Here is a 24340-nt window from a genome sequence, read left to right as displayed (position 1 = left end):
CTGCCCTGAGCGGATCAACCTTGCCCGGCCCCCTCCGGCCCCATGCCATCGTCGATTGGGCCTCGCGTTCGACCGCGTCGTTTCATCCGGCCGTCGCGACGCCTGCCGCCCGGCCATCGAAGCCGCGTTCGGCGTAGTCGACCGACAAGTGGGCCGGAAACGGTCCCGTCGTCAGCAGGGCGAAATCGAAGGAACCGCGCCGGTCGGCATGCAGCACATATTGGCGGTGAACCCGCAGGAAATCCCGCTTGATCTTTTTATAGCGCGCCTCCGACAACAGCTTCCGGACCCTTATGAACAAGAGGCCGGCCTGCGGCGCGTCGGGGTGGCCGGCAAGCGCCACGACCCGCGACTTGTAGAAATGAATGACATCCGTCAGGCAGTGCACCTCCAGAAAGGTGACTTCAGGGCAACGGGCAATGGCGCCGATGCGCCGGCGCAGCACCACCGCCGGCCGCAGCAAGGCACATTGCAGGATGGCGCCGCCGAGCGTCACGAAGACGACGCGCTTGCCGGCCAGCGCTTGCGGATTGCGCTCCAGCACCATGCCCAGAACATGGACTGCGAGACTCGATCCCATGCTGTGCGACGTGATGACATATTCATCCGCCGCCTCGTCCAGCGCCCCCATCATCCGATCGGCGCTCTCCTCCAGCCAGCGGGTCAACGACGGGCTGGTGAGCCCGCCAACGGCAACGGCCAGCTCCCAGTCGGAAAACAGGTGCAGCGTATGATAGCGCTCGGAAAAGGGCAGGAACGCGCCGAGAAAGAACGCGCCCGCCAAGGGCACGCTCCACAAGTAATGCCAGGCGGACAGCCCCAGCCATTGCGGCAGCGCTGCCAGCCCCAGGCTGATGGCGAACGCAATTGCGACCAGCAGGAAGGGAAACACGAAGAACAGGCCGAACCGCCAGGCATGCCGGAAATAGCCAAACAGCCCGCCTTGCCCCACGACCCGCGCCGCACTCAGGAAGCCGCAGGCAAGCCGCCGCAGGAGCGGCCGGTCGCTAAGGTCCTGCACAAGGGCATTGTGGTCGCAGATATGGATCCGGCTCGACGTCCTCCAGCCCTCCCCCTGGCACAGGATCTCGAAACCCGACTGTGCCTCTTCCGGATTGAAGGCTCCCGCCTCCGCGGAGAAATCCCACAATTTCCCGGAAAACTCGACCGTTCTCGTGAACCGGCCATAGTGCGCTTGTGCATCCAACGGTTCAAACCCAGGGAAGTGCACCACCACCCGCTTATTCACGCATTCACTCATATCGGCCTGTAAAAAAAGAAATGGTGGGCCCGGAGGGCCTGCCGAATTCCAAGAAAATCAGCAGCTTAACCCCGTGTGGGACGAAGACCCCATTTTATAAAAATCAATGGCTTAGTAAAGCCGCCGTCCCACCTTTTCCCGCCGTTTCCGCACCTTCTTTCCCGGTCATATTGCGACTAGGGAGGCGCGCATGAGCGGGGCGCGGCCGTTTCGGGACGTGAAGCTGCAATGGCTTCAGCAGTTGAGCTGCGACAAGGATTTGAGCGACAGCGCGCGGTCCGTGGCGCTCCACATCATCACCACGCATTTGAACGGCCACACCGAGAAGGCGTGGCCGTCTTATCAAACGATTGCCGACGCGACCGGCAAGAGCGTCAAGACCATTCAGCGCGCCGTCCGTGAACTTGAGGTCAAAGGATGGTTCGAGGTCCAGCGCGGAAATGGCGTCGGGCACAACACGGAATATCGTCCCTCAGCGATGTCGATTTTACGCGCATCGGACGCCCGCGAAAAGACGGACAAAGTTGTCACCCTTTACCCCGAGAAAGGCGGTCAGAATCGTCCGGCAAGGCGGTCAGATGTGTCCGGTGAAGGGGGACAAATATGTCCACCAAACCCAGAGAAAGAAAAAATAAATAAACCTAACCCGCGCGAGGACGCCCCGCCGCGCGTCGAGACGCGGCGAGCCATCCCGCTCGTTTTCGTCCCTGAGACCAAGGAGGAACAGGTCGAGCAATGGCGCACTTGGTTGCACCGTCACGGGCTCCCATCGATCGAAATCTTGGGCTTGCGAACGGTGAAAACCGGAAAGCCCGGCTATGCCTTGCCGGGCTATTGGCCACCGGACGAGGCAAACCCGAGCGCACTCGATTGGATCGTATTTTTCAGCCGTCGCCGTGACCACATCGCCGATGAAACCGCCCGACAGACCGATTTTCGGAGGGCGTCATGACGGCTGGCGATTTGAAGGGAGCAAGGCGGGCCCCTGTCATACAGCGAGCCGTCCGACAGGGAGCATTGTGAGGGAAGGTAAGCTTCCCCTTCAAGCCCCACCATATAGGCGGAAGCTGCGAGTGCGGTTCATCCACGCGCCTGCGGGGAACACTGGTCAACGTCGGTTATCGCCGGGGATACCGGCGGTTCATCCCCGCGCCTGCGGGGAACACAGCGAGCTGGACGTGCCAGCGGCATGGGTCGCCGGTTCATCCCCGCGCCTGCGGGGAACACGCCAAAAGCGCCCCCGCCCAGGACGTCGATCGCGGTTCATCCCCGCGCCTGCGGGGAACACGTCCATGGCGAACAGAAATTGCTGCGCAACCTCGGTTCATCCCCGCGCCTGCGGGGAACACGCTGTCTCTTTCGAGTTGTTGGCGTTGGTCTCCGGTTCATCCCCGCGCCTGCGGGGAACACAGATTGAGGGCCGTCTTCAGGCCGCTATTGTACGGTTCATCCCCGCGCCTGCGGGGAACACGAAGACGGACTGGTCTACTCAAGAGGCCGTACCGGTTCATCCCCGCGCCTGCGGGGAACACGCGGAAGTGGTCTGACCCGGATGCTGGCGAGGCGGTTCATCCCCGCGCCTGCGGGGAACACCAATGGCTGAGCGATCCCGACGCCGACAAAAGCGGTTCATCCCCGCGCCTGCGGGGAACACGCTGGGGATGATCGACAGCCCGCCGGACGGGACGGTTCATCCCCGCGCCTGCGGGGAACACCTGGCCGCGACCGCTACGCCGGCTCCGAATGACGGTTCATCCCCGCGCCTGCGGGGAACACTAACGCTTGAGAGTGCCGAATTGGAACGGTTCCGGTTCATCCCCGCGCCTGCGGGGAACACGTCAGCGCCTCGAACTTTACAAATTGTCTAGGCGGTTCATCCCCGCGCCTGCGGGGAACACCATGTTGGCGTTGTCGTGGGCGTCCCGGCAAACGGTTCATCCCCGCGCCTGCGGGGAACACATGTAGTTCCCGACCGTTGACGCGTCGCGGCCCGGTTCATCCCCGCGCCTGCGGGGAACACTCCCACATGGCCTGCATGGGGGCGAGGTGGTGCGGTTCATCCCCGCGCCTGCGGGGAACACACTCGCCACCTTGCCGGCCTTCTCTGCTTCCTGCGGTTCATCCCCGCGCCTGCGGGGAACACTCCCAGATAGCGCACCATGCGCCGCGCTACATCGGTTCATCCCCGCGCCTGCGGGGAACACGTTCCCTGGACGAGCAAGCGGCCGTCGAGCAGCGGTTCATCCCCGCGCCTGCGGGGAACACCACACCGGAACGACAGGCTCGGCTGGCCTGCACGGTTCATCCCCGCGCCTGCGGGGAACACTCATAAGACGTTAACAGCGTGCGAATTTGCGCCGGTTCATCCCCGCGCCTGCGGGGAACACTCTACCGTCTCGGTTGACGACCAATCAGAATACGGTTCATCCCCGCGCCTGCGGGGAACACGGCGTCACGCTCAACAATGAGGACCGTTACGACGGTTCATCCCCGCGCCTGCGGGGAACACAGCACAGGGCCGAGCGCTAGAAGCTTCTCCTCCGGTTCATCCCCGCGCCTGCGGGGAACACCGATGGGTGCGAGACATGAATTGTCGCACTGGCGGTTCATCCCCGCGCCTGCGGGGAACACCTAAACTGTCACCCCTATACGACCGCCTACAAGGGTTCATCCCCGCGCCTGCGGGGAACACGTCGCGTCGATCCAGTAATTCGACAGGTACGGCGGTTCATCCCCGCGCCTGCGGGGAACACGTAACGATGCGGTAAATATATCGTTCCGGTTCCGGTTCATCCCCGCGCCTGCGGGGAACACCTGCAGATCGTCATCCAGGCCAATACGATGGTCGGTTCATCCCCGCGCCTGCGGGGAACACGCCGCTGACAGGCTTCGCGACCTGAAGACGATCGGTTCATCCCCGCGCCTGCGGGGAACACTCAGTGAGCGCGCCGGTTTGCAGATCGGTCATCGGTTCATCCCCGCGCCTGCGGGGAACACTCTTCCTGGAACATTATGACTCTATTGAAGAATTCCCGCAGGCATTTGTCCACCGAGTTGTGAGAGCGGGAAATAGGCGGCAAATATGGAGTCCCACATCCTATCGCTAGGTAATTTCGGCGGGGTGTTGAGGCCTTCCAGTCAAGGCAGTGGCTTGAAGGCAACCAATTTCAGCCCGTCGAAATCAGCCGGCTCCCGCCGGTTCTGACCGAATGTTTCAAAATCGAAACCGGCATCGGTCGGGGCGCTCCAGGCGATGACGGCATCACCGTCTTCGATCAGCGTTTCGATCTGGTCGCGGATCATTGCGCGCGTCCGGGCGGAATAGACACCGATATAGACCCCAGCGCGCACCTCCAGCAGCCAGACAGCCAGTCGGCCGCGCAGGCGTGGCGGTGCGTTGTTGGTCACGACCGCGATCATCCGCGTTGCCCCTCATCCCCCAATGGCGGCGCATCGGCAAATGCCGGTCCGACGGCATCGTCCGGCACGTCGGGGCGCGGAAGCTCGCCGGCCTGCAGCACGTCATCGATGGCCGGGATCAGACGGGACAGGATGTTCGACCGGCGAAAGGCGTCCCGGCAGGCATGCCGCACCGCCATATCCACCGGCTTGTCGAGCTTTCCCCTGGCCTGAAGGCCAGCGATGCGGAAGGCTTCCGGCACGACAGTCTCAAATTTGAAGATATCGGCGATGTCGTAAACGAAGGAGAGCGGTTTTCCGGCATGCAGGAAGCCGACGGCCGGCGCATAGCCGGCGGCAAGCACGGCCGCCTCGGTGATGCCGTAGAGACAGGAGGTCGCCGCCGACAGACAGCGGTTCGGCACATCGGAAATGTCGAAATTGCCGGGATCGTAGTCGCGACGTTTCCAGTCGACGCCGAATTGTCGGGCAAGGCCCTGGTATATGGTGCGGACCCTGACACCCTCGATACCGCGCAACTGGTCGACGGAGCGCCGCTCCGGTGCGGTCTCGCCAAAACGCATCTGGAACATGTGCCGGACGATTTTCAGCCGCGCGTCCGGATCGAGCGCCAGCCGGCATTGCCACAGCAGCCGGTCGGAACGCGCCCCGCCCGGCTGGCCGGTGGCATAGAGGCGCACACCGGCCTCACCGGTCCAGACCAGCAAGGTTCCGGCGCGCGCTGCAAGCGCGACGGCGGAATGGCTGGCCCGCGTTCCCGGCTCCAGCATGATCGCCGCCAGTCCGCCGACCGGGATGACCGTGCGCACGCCATTGGCATCCACCAGAACAAAGGCGCCGTCGATAACGTCGAGCTGCCCCTTTTCCACGAACACGATCGAGGCGCGATCCTTGAGCGGAATGGGCCGCGGCGGCGCGGCACCCGGCATAAATGACGTTCCCGGCGGACGCTCCACCATGGTTCACTCCACCTGGCGCAGCAGCATCAGCCCGCAACCGAAGGCCTTGGCCCGCCCGAATCCCGTCGCCACCTTGGCAGCAAAGGCCGCCGGATCGGTGACGGTGATCAGGCCGCGCATGCGTCCAACCCCCATCAGCGGCCCTTTCTTGGCCGGCGAGGCACGTCCGCGGCCGACGCGCGGCCGGTCGATCTCGACCGTGCGGTAGGACACCAGATCGAAGCCATTAAGGGCAAAGCCGTTGCGTCCGCCCTGTTCGGCAAGCCAGCCGGCCAGGGCCTCGGCGGCCACGCTCTGGCGGCGCGCGGCGCGGTCGCCCGTGGTGCCGGTCGCCCTCTCCTGCGCCTTCAGCGCGTCCATCACCACATCGCAGCGCTTTCGCCCGTCGCGGCCTTTTTCCGGGTCCACCAGACGATTGACCGTGGCGTTGGCCACCAGATCGAAGGACAGCCGGTTGCCCGCCTGCAGGGCAAGCCCATAGGGTTTTGGCTCCACGGTAAAAAACGGCGAATCGTCGCGCGGCATCGGCCCGAGCAAGTACCAGCTGTTCAGTTGTTCCGCCTCGCGCCAGAGAAAGGCGGCCTTCTCGCCGCCATCAGCACGGCCGGGCTTGCCGGCCTGCTGCATCGCCTGAGGCATCAGCGTCCAGAGCAACTGGTGCGCGGCGTTCAGTTTCTCCCCTTCTTCACCGTCCTCCGGCAGCAGGCGGCCGACCAGCGGCGCCAGGTCCGGCGCGTCGCGCCGCAAAGTGGCGCGGGTGAACCACAGTTCGGTGTCCGTCATGCCTGTCCCTCCTGCGGATTGTCGGGCGCAATAGTGAAACGCCATTCCGGGCGATCGCCAAACGTCCAGCGCTTCGAACGGTCGCGCGGATCGTCGTGACGCGTGTGGACGCGCGACCGGTTGCTGGCCGGACCATCATTTTCCTGTTCGACGCTGACCACCTGCAACCGCGTGCCGCGCCGCGCCGCCGTCTGCGAGACAGCTTCAAACTGCGCCCGGAACGCTGACACGACTGTGTCTGCCGCGAGAATCCGCGGCGCCAGCGGATGCGACAGCGGGCAGGACTTTCGGCCGAGATAGAGGGCGAAACGCGGCGCCTCAAAAGCCTGTCGAAGCGTCTCGAGCGTCACCCCATCGTCAGCGTTCCCCGACAGGCGATAGGCCGCCTGCCACAGACCGTCGGCACGGTAATGGCGCCGCGAGATCGAGGTCTCCAGATGCGCGGTCTTGCTGAGCGCTTCGGCCCGGGTGGCAGCCCCCTTCCCCGCCTGGTTGAGCGACTGGAAGGTGTGGAAATCGGCGAGCGGATGGCCGCGCTCGTAGAGACCCGCCGCGGTCACCAGCTCGCGTGCCAGCCGCGTCTGCCCCGGTCCGTCCTCGCGCTCGATGCCGAGAGCTGCTGCCGCCAGCCCGATCAGCGCCGAACGGGTCGGCAGGTCGGACGTATCACGCTCGGCATTGCCGGCATTGTCGCCGAAGCTTGCAAGCGGTGCCCGAAGGCAGATGACCAGCCATTCCCGCATGGCATCACAGTCCCGCCGCGGCAAAGGCTGCGACCTCGGCCAGCGTCGCGGTGTCGTTCTGCCCGACCTGTAACCTCTTCTCCTCTGCCCAGGTCTGCCCGTACGCCGCCGCGAAGGCATTGCGCTCCTTGAGCAGCGCCTCAATCGCCTGACCAACGAAATCAGGGCCTGCCATCGGCTTCGTAAAGGCGCCGAACAGGTTGAGCGGCTGGCCGTCACCATTTTCGGCCAGCATGAACTTGGCGCGTGTGTGGTTGGCATAAGAATTGATCTTGCCGCCCGGGACCGCCATCGAGACCGCATGCACCAGTGCGTCGAGCCCGCGCGCCGCCAATTCCGTATCTCCGGCCAGATTGCGCACCAAGAGCGGCCGGTCGACGCAGACATAGAGATAATAGACCCCGGAGCCAAAACCCGCCTCGCCGACAAAGCCGGCGCCGGCATCCTCGGAGGACGTCTTGAGATCGTCGACGGCGGTGTAGAAATCGTCCTCGATCGTCACCCGGTTGACGGTGATCGCATGGGCCACCTGCACGGCGGCATCGCGGTTGAGATCGGCATTGTCGGCCAGCATGCGGCCGAACATGGCGATGTCGACGGCGCCATCGGCTGCCCGCATCACCTGCTTGGCCAGGTCCTTCTTGTCCTTGGCAAGATCGCCACCGGCAAGCGCCTTCTCGGCCAGTGAAAAGGCCGCAGCCCGCTCATCCGGAGACACGAAGGCAAGCTGCTTGGTGCGGGCCTTGTCGACATCCTTCTTGTCCTCGATCGCTCCGAACACCGGCACGAGTTCCTTGGCGATGGCAACGGCCCGCTGGGTGTCGGCGCCGAGCCCTTCGAGATGGGCGATGATCTCCTCACCCATGCGCTGCGTCCGCTTGCCGGTATGGCCGGAAAGCGCCGCCTCGAAGGCCGGGTGGATGCGGATTGCCCGCTTGATCGCCTGGCTGGAGATACGCTGGCGCGGCACGCCGCCGATCAGCGCCGATTTCGGCCGCCCGAGATCGTCGCGATTGGGGTTGGACACCGGATATTCGGTGAGGATGTGCAATTGCAGGAAGCGGCTCATGACAGGGTCTCCTCGGCCTCGGAAATGGGATCGGCGGGCAGTACCTCGCGGTTCGTGCCGTGATAGTCGAAGGTCCAGCGAATGCGGGTTTCGTTCGAAAACACCAGCAGATCCCTGACGAGCCCGCGCACATTGAACGGCGCGTCCTTCGCATGGGCGAGCGCCCGGCGCAGCGCCGTCATCTGCTCGGTGCCGTCAGCGCGGTCCATCGTGGCCATCAGGGCCTGGAACCGGAGCGGCGATAGGGGCGCCCGTTCGCCCTCCGATGCAGCACCCAGCGCGCTGGCAAAGGATTTGGGGCCGGTCCGGTCGTCCCGGCATTCGCAGATCACCGCCGCAGCCATGGCGATGCGCTTCAAATGCGCATCGCTCATGCGGCCCGGCGAAACGCCCTTGTCGCGCAAAAGCCTCAGAAGATCATGGCAGGCCGGCAGCAGCAGCGCCTGGAACGGGCTGTCGGCCCGGCGCATGGCGGCGCGCGCACCGGCATCGCCCCGGCGCCCCGTCTGCGCATCGGGATAAAGCGACCGCCACCACGTCATGAGCGCCTGCACTTCAATATCCAGATCGGGCGTCTTGCTCATGCGCGTGCCTCCTCGGCGGCCTTGCGGGATTTCTTCGGTTTTTCCGGCGCGATCGGCTGATCGATCCCCAACGCCGTTGCAACCTTGCCGACCTCGCCAAGCGCGCCGCGCAGCCGCCGATAGGCCTCGGTCACGCGCATCGCCACCTTGATGTCGGCGGTCTCAGCCAGAAGCACCGTTGCATGCAGGTCGAACAGATCGAGCGCCTTGCGGCGGATCAACATCAGCCAACGCTTGCGGCTCACCTGCCCATCCGGTGGATGATCAGAGACGATTGCCTCAAGCGCCGCATGAAAGGCATCCTCGGTGCGCTCGAAAAACGCGTCACTCGCCTCCTCGAACACGCCGCTGTCGGTCGCGGTCTTGGCGCCGTCGCCAAACAAGGCAAGCTTCAGATTACCCCGCAGGATGCCCGCCGCCGCATCGCCTGCATCGGCAAAAGCGATCGCCAGCCTAGCGAGTTCGTCGGCTGTGGCGGCATCCTCGGCCAGATGCAGCGGCTGTGCGGATTGCAGGAAGCAATTCGCTTCCGCACTACTCACCGCCCAACCGGCGGCAACTATGCGGGAGGCTTTGAAGCCACTCTGCCGAAAGGCTTCGGAGCGGATAAGGAGCGAGGCCACCGGCTCAGCTGGAAACGCATTAAGCTTCTGCCTACGCCCTATCACGGCGCCCACCCAGTCGCGATAACCAAAGCGGCTGGTTTTCACCTTTACAGAATAGGTAGGCCCTGGTTCCTTCTGCCTATACGGCGTAAGGGGATGGCGCCAAGCATTTGAGTCATAGTTCACGCCCCAGACGCTACGGAAAAATCCAGTGACCAAGGGCCCAGCCTCACCCGTCAAAGGGCAAGTACCATGGCCAGCGATATCCAGCCTGATTCGGCGCGGCATGCCGAAAAACGCTTGCAGCGCATGCACCCTATCATCCATCTGAGGAACCATTGGTGCCTCTTTCCCTGGTGGGGTGATTATCGCGGCCAACCAAGGTAGTGCACGTTCAAGTGACGTATCATCAAGATAGCCAGCCCCTTTGCTCGACAACGGTAAATTGGCCAGCAACACCCGCCACAGCGGTGCAGGAATCGAAGAGTCCAAACTGTCGAGCCAGACCAGCGTCGTCATCGGTCCGCCGCCGCGCAACGATGTGCGATGCCCGTTGCCGCCCGACGGCGCAAACTGCTGCAACGCATAGAGCGCGATCGCCGCCGCCTTCAGTCCCAGCGCCGGAAACCGGCCGCGATGGGTCAAGAGGTCGGCATTCTTCTTCTGGCCGTTGACGCCGGGCGTATCGATGAACAGCGCCTCGATATCATTGGCCTCGCCATCGATGGCGCCGAAATCCTGCAGAAAGCGTGGCCCCATGCCCTCAACATCGCCGGTCAGGTTGAAGGCGAAGGCGAGCGCCGCCAGCCGTTCGTCAAGATCGATATCGCTGCGCCCGCGCCAGATCGCCGTCCAGTCGGCATTGTCCTCCGGCTGGTAGGCCAGCGCCAGCACACCAACGGCAAATTCGAAGGCCGCGATATTCAGATCGCCGCGCGGCCAGTCGAAAGCGACGGGATAATCGCCCTCCTCCTGCCGCAACTCGGAAAATGTCAGCCAGCGCCGGGCGCCGGACACGGTGGCGACCGGAAAGAAAGCATCGGCGATAAGATTAAAAGCGCACGACTCATCGGACATGAAGACACCCCCCCCGAAGTGTTCAGTATTGATGCTAATACTATAGTTTTAATTGAATACCCGCAAAGACTATCCGCCTGGGTTGCGAGGTGTCAAGGGGCCTTTTTAGCCTACGGCTTACAAATTTAGCACCCGCGTTTGCGGGTAACGCCACGGCCAAGGTCAACGCCTTCGGCTAACAAACGGCCCATCCCCGCACATGGGGGAACACCTCGGATCGCTTGCGGACGTGTACGGTCACATCGGTTCATCCCCGCGTATGTGGGGAACACCAGACCTGCCACGAAAAGAGTGGCTTCACAATGAGCTTGTCCCGGCGCACGCCGGGAACATTTGACCATCGCTATGCCCGGCATCCATCGCGGTGGTTCATCCCCGCGCATGCGGGGAACACGACGAGGAGCGACATTACTGGACCTGATGATCCGGTTCATCCCCGCGCATGCGGGGAACACGTGGTGTCAAACACAGGACGCGCAGGCCCACCCGGTTCATCCCCGCGCATGCGGGGAACACGGCAAGGCGCAGAAGAATATTCTCGTCGTGAGCGGTTCATCCCCGCGCATGCGGGGAACACGCGATTATGCAAAGTTCCAGAAAGTTATCGGTCGGTTCATCCCCGCGCATGCGGGGAACACGCGGTCGGCCACTTTGACCGCTGCCTCTATGCCGGTTCATCCCCGCGCATGCGGGGAACACGCTTCGCTTAGGCTGCGGCCTTTGTCTTCCGACGGTTCATCCCCGCGCATGCGGGGAACACGACGCATCGACTGTGATCGAGATGGATGCGTCCGGTTCATCCCCGCGCATGCGGGGAACACTTTGGTGACTTCCCGTCCTCAGGGTCTGGCGGCGGTTCATCCCCGCGCATGCGGGGAACACGGCTGGTTGATGAAAGTGGCCACGGCCTACCCCGGTTCATCCCCGCGCATGCGGGGAACACTGACGGTGTAGACAACAAACATGAGTGTTTCCCGGTTCATCCCCGCGCATGCGGGGAACACTTGTTGGTGAAAGTTTGTCGGTCATTTCATTTCGGTTCATCCCCGCGCATGCGGGGAACACACGTGCAATTCAGCGATGTTGACGGATTGAACCGGTTCATCCCCGCGCATGCGGGGAACACGCTGACCGTCACTTGCAAGACCGGCCCGGAAACGGTTCATCCCCGCGCATGCGGGGAACACGCTGTCAATGATCTTGGCGCGCGACGTTGCGCCGGTTCATCCCCGCGCATGCGGGGAACACAGTCGCTGTCGCCTGCACACGGCTGTGCCTGCCGGTTCATCCCCGCGCATGCGGGGAACACTTTTGCAATGGGCGGCGCAGCATGAACGCCAACGGTTCATCCCCGCGCATGCGGGGAACACACTGGCATCTGGGGCTGATCTGCACCGGCACGCGGTTCATCCCCGCGCATGCGGGGAACACGACGGTTCTGCAGCTTAAGGTGCCGGGTAGCGCGGTTCATCCCCGCGCATGCGGGGAACACCGCTGAGGCGATGGTCGGGCGCACGCCTAGCGGGGTTCATCCCCGCGCATGCGGGGAACACCTGTTGCGGTTGTCGGCCAGGATCTCCCAGCGCGGTTCATCCCCGCGCATGCGGGGAACACCGGCGCCACACCCACGATGGTTCGCCTGTTTTCGGTTCATCCCCGCGCATGCGGGGAACACGCCATAGCCCGCGTCGATGAACACCGCGTCGGCGGTTCATCCCCGCGCATGCGGGGAACACGCTACGTGACGGCGTGCCTGTTTATCCGGTTGCGGTTCATCCCCGCGCATGCGGGGAACACCAATTCGAGATCGGTGCCGTCTATCTGCTGACCGGTTCATCCCCGCGCATGCGGGGAACACCGTCCATCACGGTCACCGACCACGCTTGCAAGCGGTTCATCCCCGCGCATGCGGGGAACACTCGTCGTCAAGTATGCGGATATCCCGATTGACCGGTTCATCCCCGCGCATGCGGGGAACACAAATGGGCAGGGCCGCCGGTGGCTAAAGCAGGCGGTTCATCCCCGCGCATGCGGGGAACACAAATCTCCTGCCGGATATTGCTCTGCACATCGCGGTTCATCCCCGCGCATGCGGGGAACACTCTTCCTGGAAACCAATGAATCCGTTGAACAATTTCCCCATGGGTTTGTCCACCAATTTTTCGGCCCCCTGTTTTACTGCCTCAGTAGGCTCTTATCGGGCGGCTAATGGGGCTGTTCGCCGGCCTTTAGTTGGCGGTTCGATGACCATCCCCCGGCGCCTGATGTTCCTCCAGCCACCTCAAGCCGGTTTGCGCATCATAGTCCAGCCCATCCTGTCCAACGGTCATCAACCCGCCATCCTCGCCGACCACGTAAAGCGGCATACACCGCTCCCATTCCGGCCAAGCTGCGCGCACGGCATCAACAGCCGCCGGATCGGCGGAGGCCGGCAGAGCGGAGTGGTCGGAGTTGCCTTTGCCAGCCAGCCATCGGTGGCGGACGGAAATTTCGCTCAGCGCCCAGTTCATCGCTTCAGAGGCCCCCTGCCGGCAGACGAGTGGCGCAAGCGTCGAGCCGGCCTTCTTCCCCAGCCGCAGCGTGACGCTTTTCTCGCGGAGCCGCGTGCCGATCTCCTCGTCAGCGGACACCTCGCGCATCCCGGCATAACCCGCACGTGGATCGATCGTGTTGTGCTGGCCCTGGAATTTTTCGGCCAGGCCTTTGCCAAGCGATGCATCATGGGCCTTGAGAAGGCCATCCGGCAGGTCATCACCCTCCGGCCGATAGGCCGCCTCGACCAACCGCCGCAGGTCTTCCGGCGTGTCCAGCCGTCCGCGGGCAAAGAGGTCACGCGCCGTGCGCCAGAGCACACCGGGCAGATCATAGGTATAGGCCGCCGGTCCGAGCGTCTCCTTGAGCCAATCGGCATCGGTCGCCATCAAGGGCTCGGGCGAGACGACGTGCAGGACGGGTGCGGGAACCAGACGCCCGTCTCGGCTGTGGCGCCACAAGCGCCCGGCGCGCTGGATCATCAGGTCGACGGGCGCCAGATCGGAAATCATAACGTCGAAATCCAGGTCGAGGCTTTGCTCGACCACTTGGGTGGCAACCAGGATTTGGCCGGCGCGCCTCTCAAGCCCGCTCTTAGGCCCGAACAGCTGCAACACCCTCTCCTCGATCGCCATACGGTCGCCAACAGCGAAGCGGGCATGAAACAGCGTCAACCGGTCAGCCGGGTGGCCGGCTAATGCCAGCGCCGCATGGACAGCAATCGCCGAATCGACCGCATTGCAGATGATGGCCACGCAGGCGCCACGCTTGGCCGCCTCAAGTGCCAGCGCAAGGCTCGCCTCGCGATCCGGGAGCCGCGCGATGCCGACGCGACGCGACAGCGAAGCGAGCGCCTCCACCGGCATCTCTTCGATCCGCTCGCCCCCGGCATAGCGGGTCAGCAGCGGATAGGCCTGTGAGGGAGCCCAGCGCTCAAGCGGCCCGATATGGCGGTTTTTTATCCCCCTGCCGCGCGCAAATGCTAAAATCAACTGGCGGCGCATCATTTCACCCAGCGTCGCCGAAAGGATTATGACGGAGCCGCCGAACCGCGCCTGCATCTCTACCAGCGTCTTCAGCTCTTCACCCATATAGGCATCACAGGCATGGGCCTCATCGACAATGAGGATTCGCCCGGCCAGCGCATATTGGCGAAGAGTCAGGTGTTTTTTCGGCAGGATAGCCAGAAAGGCCTGGTCGATGGTGCCTGCCCCGGCATCGGCAAAAAACGCCTTCTTGCGACTGTCGCCGATCCAGGCGTTGAAACGCTGCGAGACCGCTTCCTCCCGCCCCTGGCCAGCGTCTCCACCGGCAGCAAGGCTATCAAGCGCCATGGCCAGGCTAGCCTTGCCATGGGCCAGCACGAGCGAGGTCGATCGTCCTCCTGTTTCGTCGAACAATCCCGCCAAAGCGGCGTCCAGCCGCTCATGCATGGCATTGGCGGTCGCCATGGTCGGCAGCGCCACATAGACCCCTTCGCCCTGCCCGGCCGCCATCATCCGCGCCGCAAGCAGCAGAGCGGCCTCTGTCTTGCCGGACCCTGTACCGTCTTCGATCAGGATCAGCTGCGGCCGATCACCGATCACCAGTTCGGCCGCCTTCCTCTGCATCGGCCTCGGATTATTTCCTGCGCGCGGCGACAGATGGGAGAGAACCGGAGTCGCCATCGGTTTGGCCGGCACAAGGCCCTTCGACCGCAGCGCCGCATCCGCCCGTGTCAGAGCCAGCAGCCAATAGTCCGCAAGCGGCATAGCAGGATCTTCAAAGGGAAAAGCTTCACTGTCCGAGCCAACCCAGTCGGCCAGCGTGATCAGGCCATTGAGGCTGAAGGAAAACGTCTCGATCTGCAGCGCGGCCGGCTCATTGATCGGCGCAGGCAGCAAAAGTTTCAAGATCTCCTCGCAAAGCGCGTCGGCTATGGCAACACACGGCTCGCCGATAGCTGCGCGATGGAAACCTGCATTGCCGCCGAGATAGTTGCTATCCGGCGCCTTGCCATGGTGGCCGGCGACGGCCGCGATCATCTGGTCGCCAAGCGCGAATTCCGGCAGCTTCGTCTGCAGCGTCCGGCGTATTTGCACATCGCCGAAAAGCACCGCAGTCGCCTGCCAATGGCTGATCGGCCGACCAGCAGCAGGCATGGCGCCGAGTGCGGCGGCCGGCCAGCATAACGGCGACTGCGCCTGAAACCACGGGGAAATCTTGCCAAGGTCGTGCAATGCGGCCAGCGCCGTGCACAACAGGACGTGCTGGTCCGGCAAAAGCCCTGATATCGCGCTTTCGCGCCGCAACCGCCCCGGATTGAGCACCAGATACCGACCCGCCACCGCCGCCACATCCAACAGATGGTGGCCGACTGGTTTGTAAGGCGCATGCGGCCCATCCGCAAACGGTGTGCAGAGACGCGTCTTGGCCCAGAACAAACTATGCGTTGCCATCTCGACCATTCCTCACACAACCGTCAGCTGCTTTCCGACTGAAAACCACAAGACGTCAAGGATAGGCCTTTGACACTCGCAACCATATGAATACCTGCGCAGGTTCATACTGACGAGAACATATTTATGATGAGGATCGCAGATCCCAATAGGCTAGTGAAACGTGAGCTAATTTGGGTTTGCCGTTTCTCTGAACCGCTCTCACAGATCACCTTGGGAAGAGCCTGAGTCCCTGGCTTTTCGTCTGCCCAGGGCTTCGGCATGCTTGAACACCTTTACGGTGCGCTTGGTATTCAGGCGGATTGACCTCGCTCCTCTAAGTCGCGCTCATGTCGCCGGTAATATTCAGGAACGCCGACCGGCCTCCCCCCACAATTGGCAACAGGTGCATTCACCAAATCTCTCCGCGGCAAGGTCGCCCAATTCAGTCTTCACGCTTCTGTCGTCAGCGCTTCCTGCCCAAAGTATATAAACAGATCTTGCCAGCATCGTTTCTCAACGTCTTGTCATATGGGACCGGACGCCTCAGATCCAAAGCCCTATTTGCGCGTAGTCGATCGTGCGGTCTTCCCGCTCATACTCCATTTTCGCGCAGTGCCGGTGGGCCGCCAACATCACGGCGCTACCGCCGGAACCACGGCCGACAATGCTGGCGGAAAAACGTGAGACGGCAACGGCGGAGTTCCTTCCCGATTTCGCACAAGAACGCTTGTTTCGGCGGAGGGGATGGCCACTAGACGGTTCAAGCAAGGACGTCGCGTTAGCGACGTATAAGTGCGCCCCCTTAGATCGCTCCTTCGGAACGGCCGGGATAATGGACCCGGTTACCTTCTGTGCCAGCTCGTAGAAGGCTGAGCCAAGTGTCCACCGGTGTCGACCGGGAAGGCCTTTAGTCCGGCGGCCAAAAGCTGTTAGACGGTATGGTATTCAGATCAACATGTCTCTGCCCAGGGCGTCCCCATTGCAGCATTGGAGCATGATCTCCGACAAAGGCTATCTGCTCATCGCGCGACGAAGAAACAGTGGAACGAGACACATTTTCCAAAACCTTTAATCGCAACGTCGAAATGCGGGTAATTGAGTTTAGAGGCGAAGAGGTTGATTGACGAATTTTGTAACGATAGCTCGTCGCTATATCTCTGGGGTTCAACCGGGGCCTAACACGCTCGCGCAATTCGTTCAGCTATTCTGCGCGCGCTATCGAGGTCCTCTGATCCGAGGAACAAAGCCAACCCCGAAACCAAATAGCCGCCCGATCTTATCCAACGTCTCAAGCGTCGGGTTCGCCGTGCCGGCTTCGATTTCAGCCACTTGCCGTCGCGTCAGTGCAAGCGTCTTCGCAAACTCTTCTTGTGTCATCCCGAAGCTTCTACGGATTTCCACGACGGCTCCAGGTAACTGCAAATCGCCAGTGCGCGCTCGCTCCGACAGGTTTCGACGGTTCTCCAGAATTTCCTCTTTGGTAGGCTTTTTCCAGCGTGCCATATGTCAGTTCCGTTCCATATTACGCACACGCCGACGAGACGCTGTCTGCAATCTCAATGCAGCGCGCCATGGCACGCTCCAGAATTTCCGAAGATGCGCCCATGTCTTTCGCTATATCCGGCGCTCGACGTACGTGTTCCGCATACGCAGAAAGCGCAGCTATAAGCGCTTTCTGCTCTGCAGGATCAGGCATCAGTGTAGCGCAAATCTGCTTCCAGTCGGGAAGATGATCGCGACCACCGTCACGCATGATGGCCCATCGTGTGGAGCGAACGATCCCTTCCTTGGCGAGCCGCATAGGCGCGAAATCGAAGAGTGGAGACAGTCGGGTCGTCCCGTCCTGATGCTTGCTGAGAGCTGAATTTCGGCCGTGGTTGTCGGGATTGCCGAGCGCCAGATTGGCGATGTCGCGCTTTAGGTATTCGACTATGTCCGAGAGTGGATCCGCCGAATACTGGCGCAAAACGTCGATATAGACCTCATGTGTCCCGACATGGCCGAAATCGGCAACGCCTATCGCGGACACGAGGCTTTCCTGGCCCAGCCGGACGGTTCCGCCGCTTTCTTTCTTCTTCCGGTCGAAACGGGGAATCATCAGGACGCCTTCGGCATAGGTCGAAGGCTCGCTGACATTCAGACCGATCTCTTGAGCGATACGCGAATAGAGGGATTCGCCTTCGAGAATTAGGCGGTCCACAGGCTCGTTGCTGCGTACCAGCTTGACGATGACATGGCGCACGGCCTCACCATCGGTCACGAAACTGTCAGGATAATAGAGCCCGTCATTCGCCTGGGTCATCGAGACCTTCGGCCATTCGCCTTGCAAGCCGCTTGAGCCGGAGGCGAGCATTCCAAAGCGATCGGCGACTTCCATGAAGCGATCCGACCGCTCAAGGATTTCCGCCTCTGTAACCCCTTGGCGCTCAACCCCGCGCAGCCGTTCCGTTTCGGCCTCTGCCGCTTCTTTGATGCGGGTGTTGCCTATGCCGCCCGTCGCCGATCGCAGAAGCAGCGGGAGATCAGAAGCGCGCGATCCTTCAGCGAGCCCGAGGTGCTCGGCAAGCTTCCGTCTTGCATGTCCCTGTGGCATGAGATCCAAGAGGAACGGCGGCCAGCTGCGGCTATATCGATTTTCGAGATCAACGGGATAGCGGACTGACAAGGCGCGATGGTCACGAACCGTCTTTCCAGCCGCAAACTCCGCCGATGCCACAGTGACGAAGTAGTCAAGATCGTAGTCGACGATCGATGCGCCCTGGAAGCCGGCCGCGTCGTTCTTAAGTTCTAGCGTCGCAGCGTGATGCCACTCATCATCAAAATGGATTTGGAGCGTTAGGCGCATTAATCGACCCTTTCAATGGATCAATTAACACCAATAATCCCAATTTTCAATCCATTATAATGGGGCAATTTTTTCACCGAAGGCATGCCACCTAGTTTTGCAACCTGCGGAATACTCTCACATACGTACGAAAATTTAGCTCCTCATCGTTGAGGTAAGCATCAATCCCGCAAAAGGCGATCGCTGTTGCGGCCTCACTTCCAAAGATTGATCTGGCCAACTCCGTAACATCGTCCACCGTCCTGAAATCCACACTGTTAGCGACAAGCGTCGAGCAGCAACTAGGGGAACGATCGTTATCCGACACCAAACTCTCCTCTTTCTTAGCCGCCTTCGGTGTGGTTCCACGAGATAGAAAGGCGGGCTCGAAACATCTAAGAGCATAATACCCGATTTTGGGGTATCCGAAAGTCGGTTTTATTAGAGGTGCCACCTATTGTTGGACTGGCGCCCACCTTGCCTTCATTTTCACCTGAGATTTATCATCGCATTGTCGAGCTATTGATCTCGGCAAGGAAGAGTGCCGGCCTTACTCAGGCTGACGTTGGGCGACGCATTGGTCAGCGCCAGACTTTTGTTTCCAAAATTGAAACGTCAGAGCGTCGACTGGATGCTGCTGAATTTATCGAAATCGCGAGAGCAATCGGCGCTGATCCCGGTGCTATCATGCGGGAAGCAGAAAAACCCAAACTCTGATTGCTGCTTCATAATCAGCCCCGGTAGGACGCGGGAAAATGGCAACCGTATCGGGTGAAAAAATGTGCATCCGTTCAAAATTGCCAGTTGCCGAAGCGCTCTTGGAAATACCGGATTCGATTGAGCATCTTCCTGCCTCTAAAGGCAATAGCGCCTCCAAGCAGCATCATTGAAACGGCTAGCACGGGCGTCAACCAAGCATCGGAGCCGCTGTTTGCATCGAACAATATGAGCGAAACGGCCCCCATCGCTGCGAAGAAGACCATCCCGAAATCGTATTGCTTTGAAAGGCTCGTAAGCCGGGCCGAATGCTGGGCATAGCGCAATTGCCTTGCCAACTTTCGCTTTTCGGATGCCAATTGATCGCGCTGGCGCCCGATCGTGTAAAAACCCTGTTCGATTTTCTGTTCAAAGCTCGATTTACTCATATCGCTGACCTCAGATATTTCTCTGCAATTTCCTCTGTGAATTCGCCGTGTTGTTCGGCGTAGTCGATCAGGAACCGGATGAGCTTCAAGCGCTTGTCCGGTTCCACCTGACAGTTTTCCCGCACGATAAAGGCATCAACTTGGTTCGTGACCTCGTGATAGAGATCGACCGTGTCTCGATTGTAGGGACGGCCTTCCCCGGTCATCATCCAGACTGGATTGACGTTGAACTTCGTGTAGAGCGCGCGCAGCACGCGAACGGGTATCTCTCGCTGGCCTCGCTCATAGGTATTGTAGCCGCCCTGGGAGACCTCAAGCGCTTCCGCAAACGGGATCTGCTTCAATCCCGAGTTTTCCCGGATCATCGCCAAACGTTTGCCCATCTGAATGAGCAGCGTGTCTTGCGCTGAGTTATTATTTTTCTGATAATCGCGTTGCATTTTTGAGCTTGATGTGATTCTTTCGGGTTCATATCATTCTATCATCAGTTGGAGGTGAATTTCCAATGCAGGCGCAACTCTTGTCCCCCAAACAACTCGCTGACCGCTCTGGATGGCCGGTTGCACGCATTCGCAATCTGATTGCGAAGCAGGAAATCCGGCATGTGCGGATCGGAGGTAGCTTGTTCCTGCCAGAAAACGCCGTTGATGAGTATCTTGCGGCGAATATGGTCGAGCCCAAGCAGAAGGCTTTGGCGTTTGCTGATAGCGCCTCCAGAGCCTGAGGAGCAGCACATGAAGCAGCAAGCTGAAGCGCTAACCCCACGACCGCTCTACAAATTCGCGGTCAGCCGCGTCCGAGCGGCGGAACTTCTCGACGTCTCGACGGGCACCTTTGACGACTGGGTTCGCCGTGGCCTTATGCCGAAAGGCGTGAAGATCGGCGCGTTGCGCCGTTGGGATGCCGAGGAAATCCGCGCGTCCTGGTACGACATCAAAGAACAGGGCTTGAGCGGAGAAGAAGACGATGGCGAAAACCCGTTTGATTACGCGGTCGGGTGATCGGCGCGTCCCCTTCAAATACTGCTCACGGGATATCGATCGGCACGGCAACGAGCGATTCTATCTCCGCCTGCCAGGCATGCCGAAATATCGTATGACGTCTACCTATCTGGACGAGGCGGGCAGCGTCACCCAGGCATTTACCGAGGAATATCATCGCGTGCTGGCTGGCGATCGTGGTGAAAAGACGGTCCCTATTTCAAGACTGGAGCCCGGCTCCGTTTGCTGGCTTGTCGAGACCTATTATCGGTCCAAGGCGTTTCAAAGCCAGTCTCCGGCCACGCAGAAAGACAAGAAGAGCGTTCTCAATCGCTATTGCAGCAATGTGGGCGAGCTGCCCTTCAAGAAGATTCGCAAATCCGACATTGAAGCTAGTCAGATGAAGCGCAGCGGCACGCCGGGCGCGGCTGACAAACTGGTAAAGTATCTGAAGGCGCTCTTCAATTGGGCTATCAGCGCCGAACTGGCGACGTTCAATCCCGCGAACGGCGTCACCAAAATTCATAAGTCGCCCGGCTTCCACACCTGGAGCGAAGCGGAGCTGGCGCGCTATCGTGCAGCCTATCCGCTGGGCTCCATGGCCCGGCTTGCAATGGACCTGATGCTGAATTTGGGCGTCAGACGCTCCGACCTCGTCAAACTCGGCTGGCGGAACCTGGTCGGCGACCGTATCGAATTCATGCCGGAGAAGGGTTCCGGCAAATATGCGCAGTCGCTTAGCCTGCCGGTCACGGACGAGCTTCGCGAGGCGTTGGACGCTATTACGCACGATAAGCCGACCTTCCTTATCACCGAATATGGCAAGGCGTTCAGCGGGAACGGCTTCGGCAACAAGATGCGACAGTGGTGCAATGATGCTGATTTGCCGGAATGCTCGTCGCATGGCCTCCGAAAGGCGTCCGCGACGATCCTCGCCGAGGCCGGCGCGACCGAACATCAATTGATGGCGATCTTTGGCTGGTCTGATTCCAAGATGGCGCAGCACTACACCAAAGCCGCCCAGTCCAAGCGCATCATCGATGCCGGTTTCGAGCGCCGCAAGACCTATGTGGCCCGCAAAAATGTCCCACTTTCGTCGAACCGCAATTCCGGTGAGACAAATCGAGGAAAAAATGATGGAAAAACAACGTCCGAAGACAGAAATGGTGGGCCCGGAGGGACTCGAACCCCCAACCAAGCGGTTATGAGCCGCCGGCTCTAACCATTGAGCTACAGGCCCGGCCGTGTGAACGGCATGCGTTCGGGCAATGGCACCCGCGTCGCGAGGTTCGCTCTAGCCCAATTTGTCAAAACCCACAAGCCGTTGCCGTATTCGCTACACAATCAAACGCCAAGAGGGTATCCGAAGGGACAATCTCACCGGAGGACCACACGCATGCATCTTCACAACCGCCCCGTCTTCGCGCTGCTGGCGCTGGCTGCAACCGCCGCTTTCGCCCCGCTGCCAGCGATCGCCGAGGATACCAAGCCGCGCGAGGCGACCATCATCGTCTCAGGCGAAGGCGAGGCCACGCTGGCGCCCGATATGGCGGTGCTCAGCCTTGGCGTCGTCAGCCAGGCACCGGCCGCAGCAGAAGCGCTGTCGGCCAACAATGCCGCCATGGCCAAGGTCCTGGCCGATCTGAAGGCCGATGGTCTTGCCGAACGCGACCTGCAGACCTCGAATTTTGCCGTCATGCCGCAATATCGCCCGGTGCCGGACGGGGAGAACAGCGAGACGGGGCCTGAGATCATCGGCTACACCGTCCAGAACACCCTGACGGTGCGGCTGCGCGATCTCTCCAAGCTCGGCGCGCTGATCGACCGCTCGGTCAAGCTCGGCGTCAACCAGGGCGGCGACATCGCCTTTACCAATGACGAGCCGGAGGCGGCCATTTCCGAGGCCCGCAAGGAGGCCGTCGCCGATGCGCTGGCCAAGGCCCGCACCCTGACGGAAGCCGCCGGCGTGCGGCTCGGCCGGATCATCGAGATCAGCGAGAACTATTCTCGCCCCATGCCGCAGACGCTCTATCGCGCCGCCATGTCCAAGGAAATGGCCGATGCCGCCCCGGTGGCCAGCGGCGAGAACAGCTATTCGGTGACCGTCAACGTCACCTTCGCCATCGATCAATAGGCCGAAACGCAGCCCGCCCGCGTCTTTTCCAGGCGCGGGCGGGAGATCTACATGTCCTGAAGCCGCCGAAAAAATCCAGCAGCGGCCAATCCGGCAGGACCAGTCCGCCGCGCCGACATGCGGCGCCGGCCAACCAGGTTACAATCAATACCGAATGATCGGGCAGCCGGGCGCATTGGCAAACACCATGCGGTCGAAGCCGTAGTGGCGATAGCCGCCGATCACCACGCGACGCGGCGTCACGTCCTGCACATGGGCGCGGTGCAACCCGCTCCAGCGGGCCTTTTCCACAGCGCGGAACGGCGCGCAGCCGACGCGACGCGGCGGGGCTCTCCACTCCTCGTGCCGGCGGTGATGGCGCGGGCCGTGGCCATAGCGCGGGCCGTCATCATAGTAGGCGCCATCGTCATAGCCTGGACCGCCGATATAGATGCCGAAGCCGATATCCGGCCCGGCGGCCGCAGAACTGGCCGTGGCGGAGATCGCGCCAAGGGCGATCAGGGCGGCGATGCCGGCTTTTGCAATCATGCTGGTCATGGTCTCTCTCCTCAAGTGATCCGTTGGGTTGGGAAGTCCCGCCGACATCAGCGATTGAAAAGAGGTTAACGCCGGCGACCTGAACGGCTTCCGAACTCGCCATTCAGCCACCGTTCACCGGCGACGGCTCGTCCCCGGACGCGGTTCATGACCCCAGATGCAGGACGATCTCGCGGCGGTGCGGCCGGTCGCGGTGCTCGAACAGATAGAGCCCCTGCCAGGTGCCGAGAACGGGCGCGCCCGCCGTCACCGGGATGCCGATCGATGTCGCGGTCAGCGCCGCCTTGATATGCGCCGGCATATCGTCCGGTCCCTCGTCGCGGTGCGAAATCCATGCCATCGACGCCTGATCGGCCGGCGGCACCAGCCGTGCAAAGAAGGCGTCGAGGTCGCGGCGCACATCCGGATCGGCATTCTCCTGGATCAGCAGCGAGCAGGACGTGTGCCGCACGAACACCGTCAGCAGTCCCTCGCCGTCAGCGCTGTTGGCGCGCACGAAACGCCGGGCCGCCTCGGTGAATTCATAGAGCCCCTGGCCACGGGTCTCGATCGACAGGACGGTTTGCGGCATCAAGCCTCTCCCAAAAAATCTGGCCGGGCGGTCGCGGATGTCGATGCATCCGGCCCGGCTCGACAATGGCACACACGGCAAGCATGTAGTCTGTGCCGGCGCGGCGGCAAGCCCTGCCGGGTCGATGCGAGATACTACCTTCGCAAAACAAGCGCTTCTCTCCGCCGCCGGAGACGGATAGGGTCGCCCTAACCCAAGGGAGGACATGCCCCATGACCGCTACCACCATTTCCATGGAAACATTGATCGGCCAGGAGGAGACGCTGGTCTTCTCCTCCTTCGACGAGGACACCGCGCTCGAGATCGGCGAGCGACTGGTGGAGGTGGCCACGGATCAGCACGCGCCTGTGGTCATCAACATTCGCACGGCCGACCGGCTGCTGTTTCATGCCGCCCTGCCCGGCTCCTCGCCCGACAACGATCATTGGGCGCGGCGCAAGAGCAATGTCACCCTGCGCTTCCACAAGTCGTCGATGCGGGTTGGCGAATCGCTGCGGCTGAAGGGTCGCAGCATCGGGCCGGAGATCGGCCTCGATCCGCTGGACTATGCCAGCCATGGCGGCAGCTTTCCGGCCCGCGTCGCCGGCGTCGGCGTGGTCGCCGCCATCACCGTGTCGGGCCTTGCCTCCCATGAGGACCATCAGATGATCGTCACCGTCATCGAGGATTACCTGGCCGAAAACTGAGCGCCAGGCG

At 61.8% G+C, this 24340-nt stretch carries 21 protein-coding genes, 1 tRNA gene, 1 pseudogene and 2 CRISPR repeat arrays; of the genes and pseudogenes, 7 read left to right on the top strand and 16 right to left on the bottom strand.

Features of this window, described 5'->3' with window-relative positions; all coding sequences use genetic code 11:
- Positions 1 to 82: 82 nt before the first annotated feature.
- The gene (locus HFC70_RS19175; protein ID WP_246735869.1) at positions 83 to 1261 is read right to left on the bottom strand and encodes a hypothetical protein; all 1179 of its coding nucleotides are present in this window, start codon (positions 1259 to 1261) and stop codon (positions 83 to 85) included.
- Positions 1262 to 1451: 190 nt separating this feature from the next.
- On the opposite strand from HFC70_RS19175, the gene HFC70_RS19170 reads away from it, so the two are divergent.
- On the top strand, positions 1452 to 2213 hold the full coding sequence (locus HFC70_RS19170) for a helix-turn-helix domain-containing protein (protein ID WP_168474893.1): 762 nt from the start codon (positions 1452 to 1454) through the stop codon (positions 2211 to 2213).
- A gap of 124 nt (positions 2214 to 2337) precedes the next feature.
- A CRISPR array of direct repeats spans positions 2338 to 4258; the repeat unit is 29 nt; unit sequence CGGTTCATCCCCGCGCCTGCGGGGAACAC.
- A gap of 141 nt (positions 4259 to 4399) precedes the next feature.
- Here HFC70_RS19170 and cas2e read toward each other — a convergent pair.
- The 10 genes from cas2e to HFC70_RS19120 form a co-directional block, all read right to left on the bottom strand.
- Positions 4400 to 4681, bottom strand: coding sequence for a type I-E CRISPR-associated endoribonuclease Cas2e (gene cas2e, locus HFC70_RS19165; protein ID WP_168474892.1), 282 nt, complete (start codon positions 4679 to 4681; stop codon positions 4400 to 4402).
- The gene (gene cas1e / locus HFC70_RS19160) at positions 4678 to 5640 is read right to left on the bottom strand and encodes a type I-E CRISPR-associated endonuclease Cas1e (RefSeq protein WP_168474891.1); all 963 of its coding nucleotides are present in this window, start codon (positions 5638 to 5640) and stop codon (positions 4678 to 4680) included. The genes cas2e and cas1e overlap by 4 nt, the downstream gene beginning before the upstream one ends.
- Positions 5641 to 5643: 3 nt before the next feature.
- Entirely contained in the window at positions 5644 to 6423 is a 780-nt protein-coding gene (gene cas6e, locus HFC70_RS19155; RefSeq protein WP_168474890.1) for a type I-E CRISPR-associated protein Cas6/Cse3/CasE, read from the bottom strand.
- Entirely contained in the window at positions 6420 to 7166 is a 747-nt protein-coding gene (gene cas5e / locus HFC70_RS19150) for a type I-E CRISPR-associated protein Cas5/CasD (protein WP_168474889.1), read from the bottom strand. The genes cas6e and cas5e overlap by 4 nt, the downstream gene beginning before the upstream one ends.
- A gap of 4 nt (positions 7167 to 7170) precedes the next feature.
- Positions 7171 to 8235 carry a type I-E CRISPR-associated protein Cas7/Cse4/CasC gene (gene cas7e / locus HFC70_RS19145; RefSeq protein WP_168474888.1) on the bottom strand — a complete coding sequence of 355 codons (1065 nt, stop codon included), beginning with the start codon at positions 8233 to 8235 and terminating at the stop codon, positions 7171 to 7173.
- Positions 8232 to 8819, bottom strand: a complete 588-nt coding sequence (gene casB, locus HFC70_RS19140) for a type I-E CRISPR-associated protein Cse2/CasB (RefSeq protein ID WP_168474887.1) — start codon at positions 8817 to 8819, stop codon at positions 8232 to 8234. Before casB ends, cas7e begins: the two co-directional genes overlap by 4 nt.
- A complete protein-coding gene (gene casA, locus HFC70_RS19135) occupies positions 8816 to 10501 on the bottom strand; it encodes a type I-E CRISPR-associated protein Cse1/CasA (RefSeq protein WP_168474886.1) in 1686 nt (561 codons plus the stop codon). The genes casB and casA overlap by 4 nt, the downstream gene beginning before the upstream one ends.
- Positions 10502 to 10866: 365 nt before the next feature.
- Positions 10867 to 12603: direct repeats of the CRISPR family, unit length 29 nt; unit sequence CGGTTCATCCCCGCGCATGCGGGGAACAC.
- Positions 12604 to 12729: 126 nt separating this feature from the next.
- Positions 12730 to 15471 (bottom strand): CRISPR-associated helicase Cas3', encoded by a 2742-nt coding sequence (gene cas3 / locus HFC70_RS19130; RefSeq protein ID WP_168474885.1) that lies wholly within the window; start codon positions 15469 to 15471, stop codon positions 12730 to 12732.
- Positions 15472 to 16668: 1197 nt separating this feature from the next.
- Positions 16669 to 16956, bottom strand: a complete 288-nt coding sequence (locus tag HFC70_RS19125; RefSeq protein ID WP_168474884.1) for a helix-turn-helix transcriptional regulator — start codon at positions 16954 to 16956, stop codon at positions 16669 to 16671.
- 19 nt (positions 16957 to 16975) lie between these two features.
- Positions 16976 to 18298 carry a type II toxin-antitoxin system HipA family toxin gene (locus tag HFC70_RS19120; RefSeq protein ID WP_168474883.1) on the bottom strand — a complete coding sequence of 441 codons (1323 nt, stop codon included), beginning with the start codon at positions 18296 to 18298 and terminating at the stop codon, positions 16976 to 16978.
- Positions 18299 to 18754: 456 nt separating this feature from the next.
- Here HFC70_RS19120 and HFC70_RS19115 point away from each other — a divergent pair, with 456 nt between their 5' ends.
- Positions 18755 to 18994 (top strand): helix-turn-helix domain-containing protein, encoded by a 240-nt coding sequence (locus tag HFC70_RS19115; RefSeq protein ID WP_168474882.1) that lies wholly within the window; start codon positions 18755 to 18757, stop codon positions 18992 to 18994.
- A 74-nt stretch (positions 18995 to 19068) separates the two neighbouring features.
- On the opposite strand, the gene HFC70_RS19110 is transcribed toward HFC70_RS19115, so the two are convergent.
- Positions 19069 to 19422 (bottom strand): hypothetical protein, encoded by a 354-nt coding sequence (locus tag HFC70_RS19110; RefSeq protein WP_168474881.1) that lies wholly within the window; start codon positions 19420 to 19422, stop codon positions 19069 to 19071.
- Entirely contained in the window at positions 19419 to 19862 is a 444-nt protein-coding gene (locus HFC70_RS19105; protein ID WP_246735868.1) for a helix-turn-helix domain-containing protein, read from the bottom strand. Before HFC70_RS19105 ends, HFC70_RS19110 begins: the two co-directional genes overlap by 4 nt.
- Before the next feature lie 65 nt (positions 19863 to 19927).
- Here HFC70_RS19105 and HFC70_RS19100 point away from each other — a divergent pair, with 65 nt between their 5' ends.
- The 3 genes and pseudogenes from HFC70_RS19100 to xerC form a co-directional block, all read left to right on the top strand.
- The gene (locus tag HFC70_RS19100; RefSeq protein ID WP_168474880.1) at positions 19928 to 20146 is read left to right on the top strand and encodes a helix-turn-helix domain-containing protein; all 219 of its coding nucleotides are present in this window, start codon (positions 19928 to 19930) and stop codon (positions 20144 to 20146) included.
- Positions 20147 to 20156: 10 nt separating this feature from the next.
- Positions 20157 to 20423, top strand: a complete 267-nt coding sequence (locus HFC70_RS19095) for an AlpA family transcriptional regulator (RefSeq protein WP_168474879.1) — start codon at positions 20157 to 20159, stop codon at positions 20421 to 20423.
- Positions 20389 to 21366 (top strand): annotated as a pseudogene (xerC, locus tag HFC70_RS27300) (tyrosine recombinase XerC); the annotation flags it as partial. The gene HFC70_RS19095 and the pseudogene xerC, both read left to right, overlap by 35 nt.
- Before the next feature lie 200 nt (positions 21367 to 21566).
- Here the strand turns inward: xerC and HFC70_RS19085 are convergent.
- Positions 21567 to 21642, bottom strand: a tRNA-Ile gene (locus tag HFC70_RS19085).
- Between the two features lie 156 nt (positions 21643 to 21798).
- Between HFC70_RS19085 and HFC70_RS19080 the strand changes: the two genes are divergently transcribed.
- Positions 21799 to 22536 (top strand): SIMPL domain-containing protein, encoded by a 738-nt coding sequence (locus tag HFC70_RS19080; protein ID WP_168474878.1) that lies wholly within the window; start codon positions 21799 to 21801, stop codon positions 22534 to 22536.
- 144 nt (positions 22537 to 22680) lie between these two features.
- Here the strand turns inward: HFC70_RS19080 and HFC70_RS19075 are convergent, their stop codons facing one another.
- Positions 22681 to 23073 (bottom strand): hypothetical protein, encoded by a 393-nt coding sequence (locus HFC70_RS19075; RefSeq protein ID WP_168474877.1) that lies wholly within the window; start codon positions 23071 to 23073, stop codon positions 22681 to 22683.
- Positions 23074 to 23218: 145 nt separating this feature from the next.
- Entirely contained in the window at positions 23219 to 23644 is a 426-nt protein-coding gene (locus tag HFC70_RS19070) for a secondary thiamine-phosphate synthase enzyme YjbQ (RefSeq protein ID WP_168474876.1), read from the bottom strand.
- Positions 23645 to 23856: 212 nt separating this feature from the next.
- Between HFC70_RS19070 and HFC70_RS19065 the strand changes: the two genes are divergently transcribed.
- The gene (locus HFC70_RS19065; protein WP_168474875.1) at positions 23857 to 24330 is read left to right on the top strand and encodes a heme-degrading domain-containing protein; all 474 of its coding nucleotides are present in this window, start codon (positions 23857 to 23859) and stop codon (positions 24328 to 24330) included.
- Positions 24331 to 24340: the final 10 nt, after the last annotated feature.

This window comes from Agrobacterium sp. a22-2 (assembly GCF_012276985.1).
Lineage (GTDB): Bacteria > Pseudomonadota > Alphaproteobacteria > Rhizobiales > Rhizobiaceae > Allorhizobium.
This window is presented reverse-complemented; position numbering and strand designations above follow the sequence as displayed.

Excerpts from the sequence above, each read along its gene's own strand:
- HFC70_RS19175 (WP_246735869.1), bottom strand. The coding sequence starts at position 1,261 with ATGAGTGAATGCGTGAATAAGCGGGTGGTGGTGCACTTCCCTGGGTTT.
- HFC70_RS19170 (WP_168474893.1), top strand. The coding sequence starts at position 1,452 with ATGAGCGGGGCGCGGCCGTTTCGGGACGTGAAGCTGCAATGGCTTCAG.
- cas2e (WP_168474892.1), bottom strand. The coding sequence starts at position 4,681 with ATGATCGCGGTCGTGACCAACAACGCACCGCCACGCCTGCGCGGCCGA.
- cas1e (WP_168474891.1), bottom strand. The coding sequence starts at position 5,640 with ATGGTGGAGCGTCCGCCGGGAACGTCATTTATGCCGGGTGCCGCGCCG.
- cas6e (WP_168474890.1), bottom strand. The coding sequence starts at position 6,423 with ATGACGGACACCGAACTGTGGTTCACCCGCGCCACTTTGCGGCGCGAC.
- cas5e (WP_168474889.1), bottom strand. The coding sequence starts at position 7,166 with ATGCGGGAATGGCTGGTCATCTGCCTTCGGGCACCGCTTGCAAGCTTC.
- cas7e (WP_168474888.1), bottom strand. The coding sequence starts at position 8,235 with ATGAGCCGCTTCCTGCAATTGCACATCCTCACCGAATATCCGGTGTCC.
- casB (WP_168474887.1), bottom strand. The coding sequence starts at position 8,819 with ATGAGCAAGACGCCCGATCTGGATATTGAAGTGCAGGCGCTCATGACG.
- casA (WP_168474886.1), bottom strand. The coding sequence starts at position 10,501 with ATGTCCGATGAGTCGTGCGCTTTTAATCTTATCGCCGATGCTTTCTTT.
- cas3 (WP_168474885.1), bottom strand. The coding sequence starts at position 15,471 with ATGGCAACGCATAGTTTGTTCTGGGCCAAGACGCGTCTCTGCACACCG.
- HFC70_RS19125 (WP_168474884.1), bottom strand. The coding sequence starts at position 16,956 with ATGGCACGCTGGAAAAAGCCTACCAAAGAGGAAATTCTGGAGAACCGT.
- HFC70_RS19120 (WP_168474883.1), bottom strand. The coding sequence starts at position 18,298 with ATGCGCCTAACGCTCCAAATCCATTTTGATGATGAGTGGCATCACGCT.
- HFC70_RS19110 (WP_168474881.1), bottom strand. The coding sequence starts at position 19,422 with ATGAGTAAATCGAGCTTTGAACAGAAAATCGAACAGGGTTTTTACACG.
- HFC70_RS19105 (WP_246735868.1), bottom strand. The coding sequence starts at position 19,862 with ATGCAACGCGATTATCAGAAAAATAATAACTCAGCGCAAGACACGCTG.
- HFC70_RS19100 (WP_168474880.1), top strand. The coding sequence starts at position 19,928 with ATGCAGGCGCAACTCTTGTCCCCCAAACAACTCGCTGACCGCTCTGGA.
- HFC70_RS19095 (WP_168474879.1), top strand. The coding sequence starts at position 20,157 with ATGAAGCAGCAAGCTGAAGCGCTAACCCCACGACCGCTCTACAAATTC.
- HFC70_RS19080 (WP_168474878.1), top strand. The coding sequence starts at position 21,799 with ATGCATCTTCACAACCGCCCCGTCTTCGCGCTGCTGGCGCTGGCTGCA.
- HFC70_RS19075 (WP_168474877.1), bottom strand. The coding sequence starts at position 23,073 with ATGACCAGCATGATTGCAAAAGCCGGCATCGCCGCCCTGATCGCCCTT.
- HFC70_RS19070 (WP_168474876.1), bottom strand. The coding sequence starts at position 23,644 with ATGCCGCAAACCGTCCTGTCGATCGAGACCCGTGGCCAGGGGCTCTAT.
- HFC70_RS19065 (WP_168474875.1), top strand. The coding sequence starts at position 23,857 with ATGACCGCTACCACCATTTCCATGGAAACATTGATCGGCCAGGAGGAG.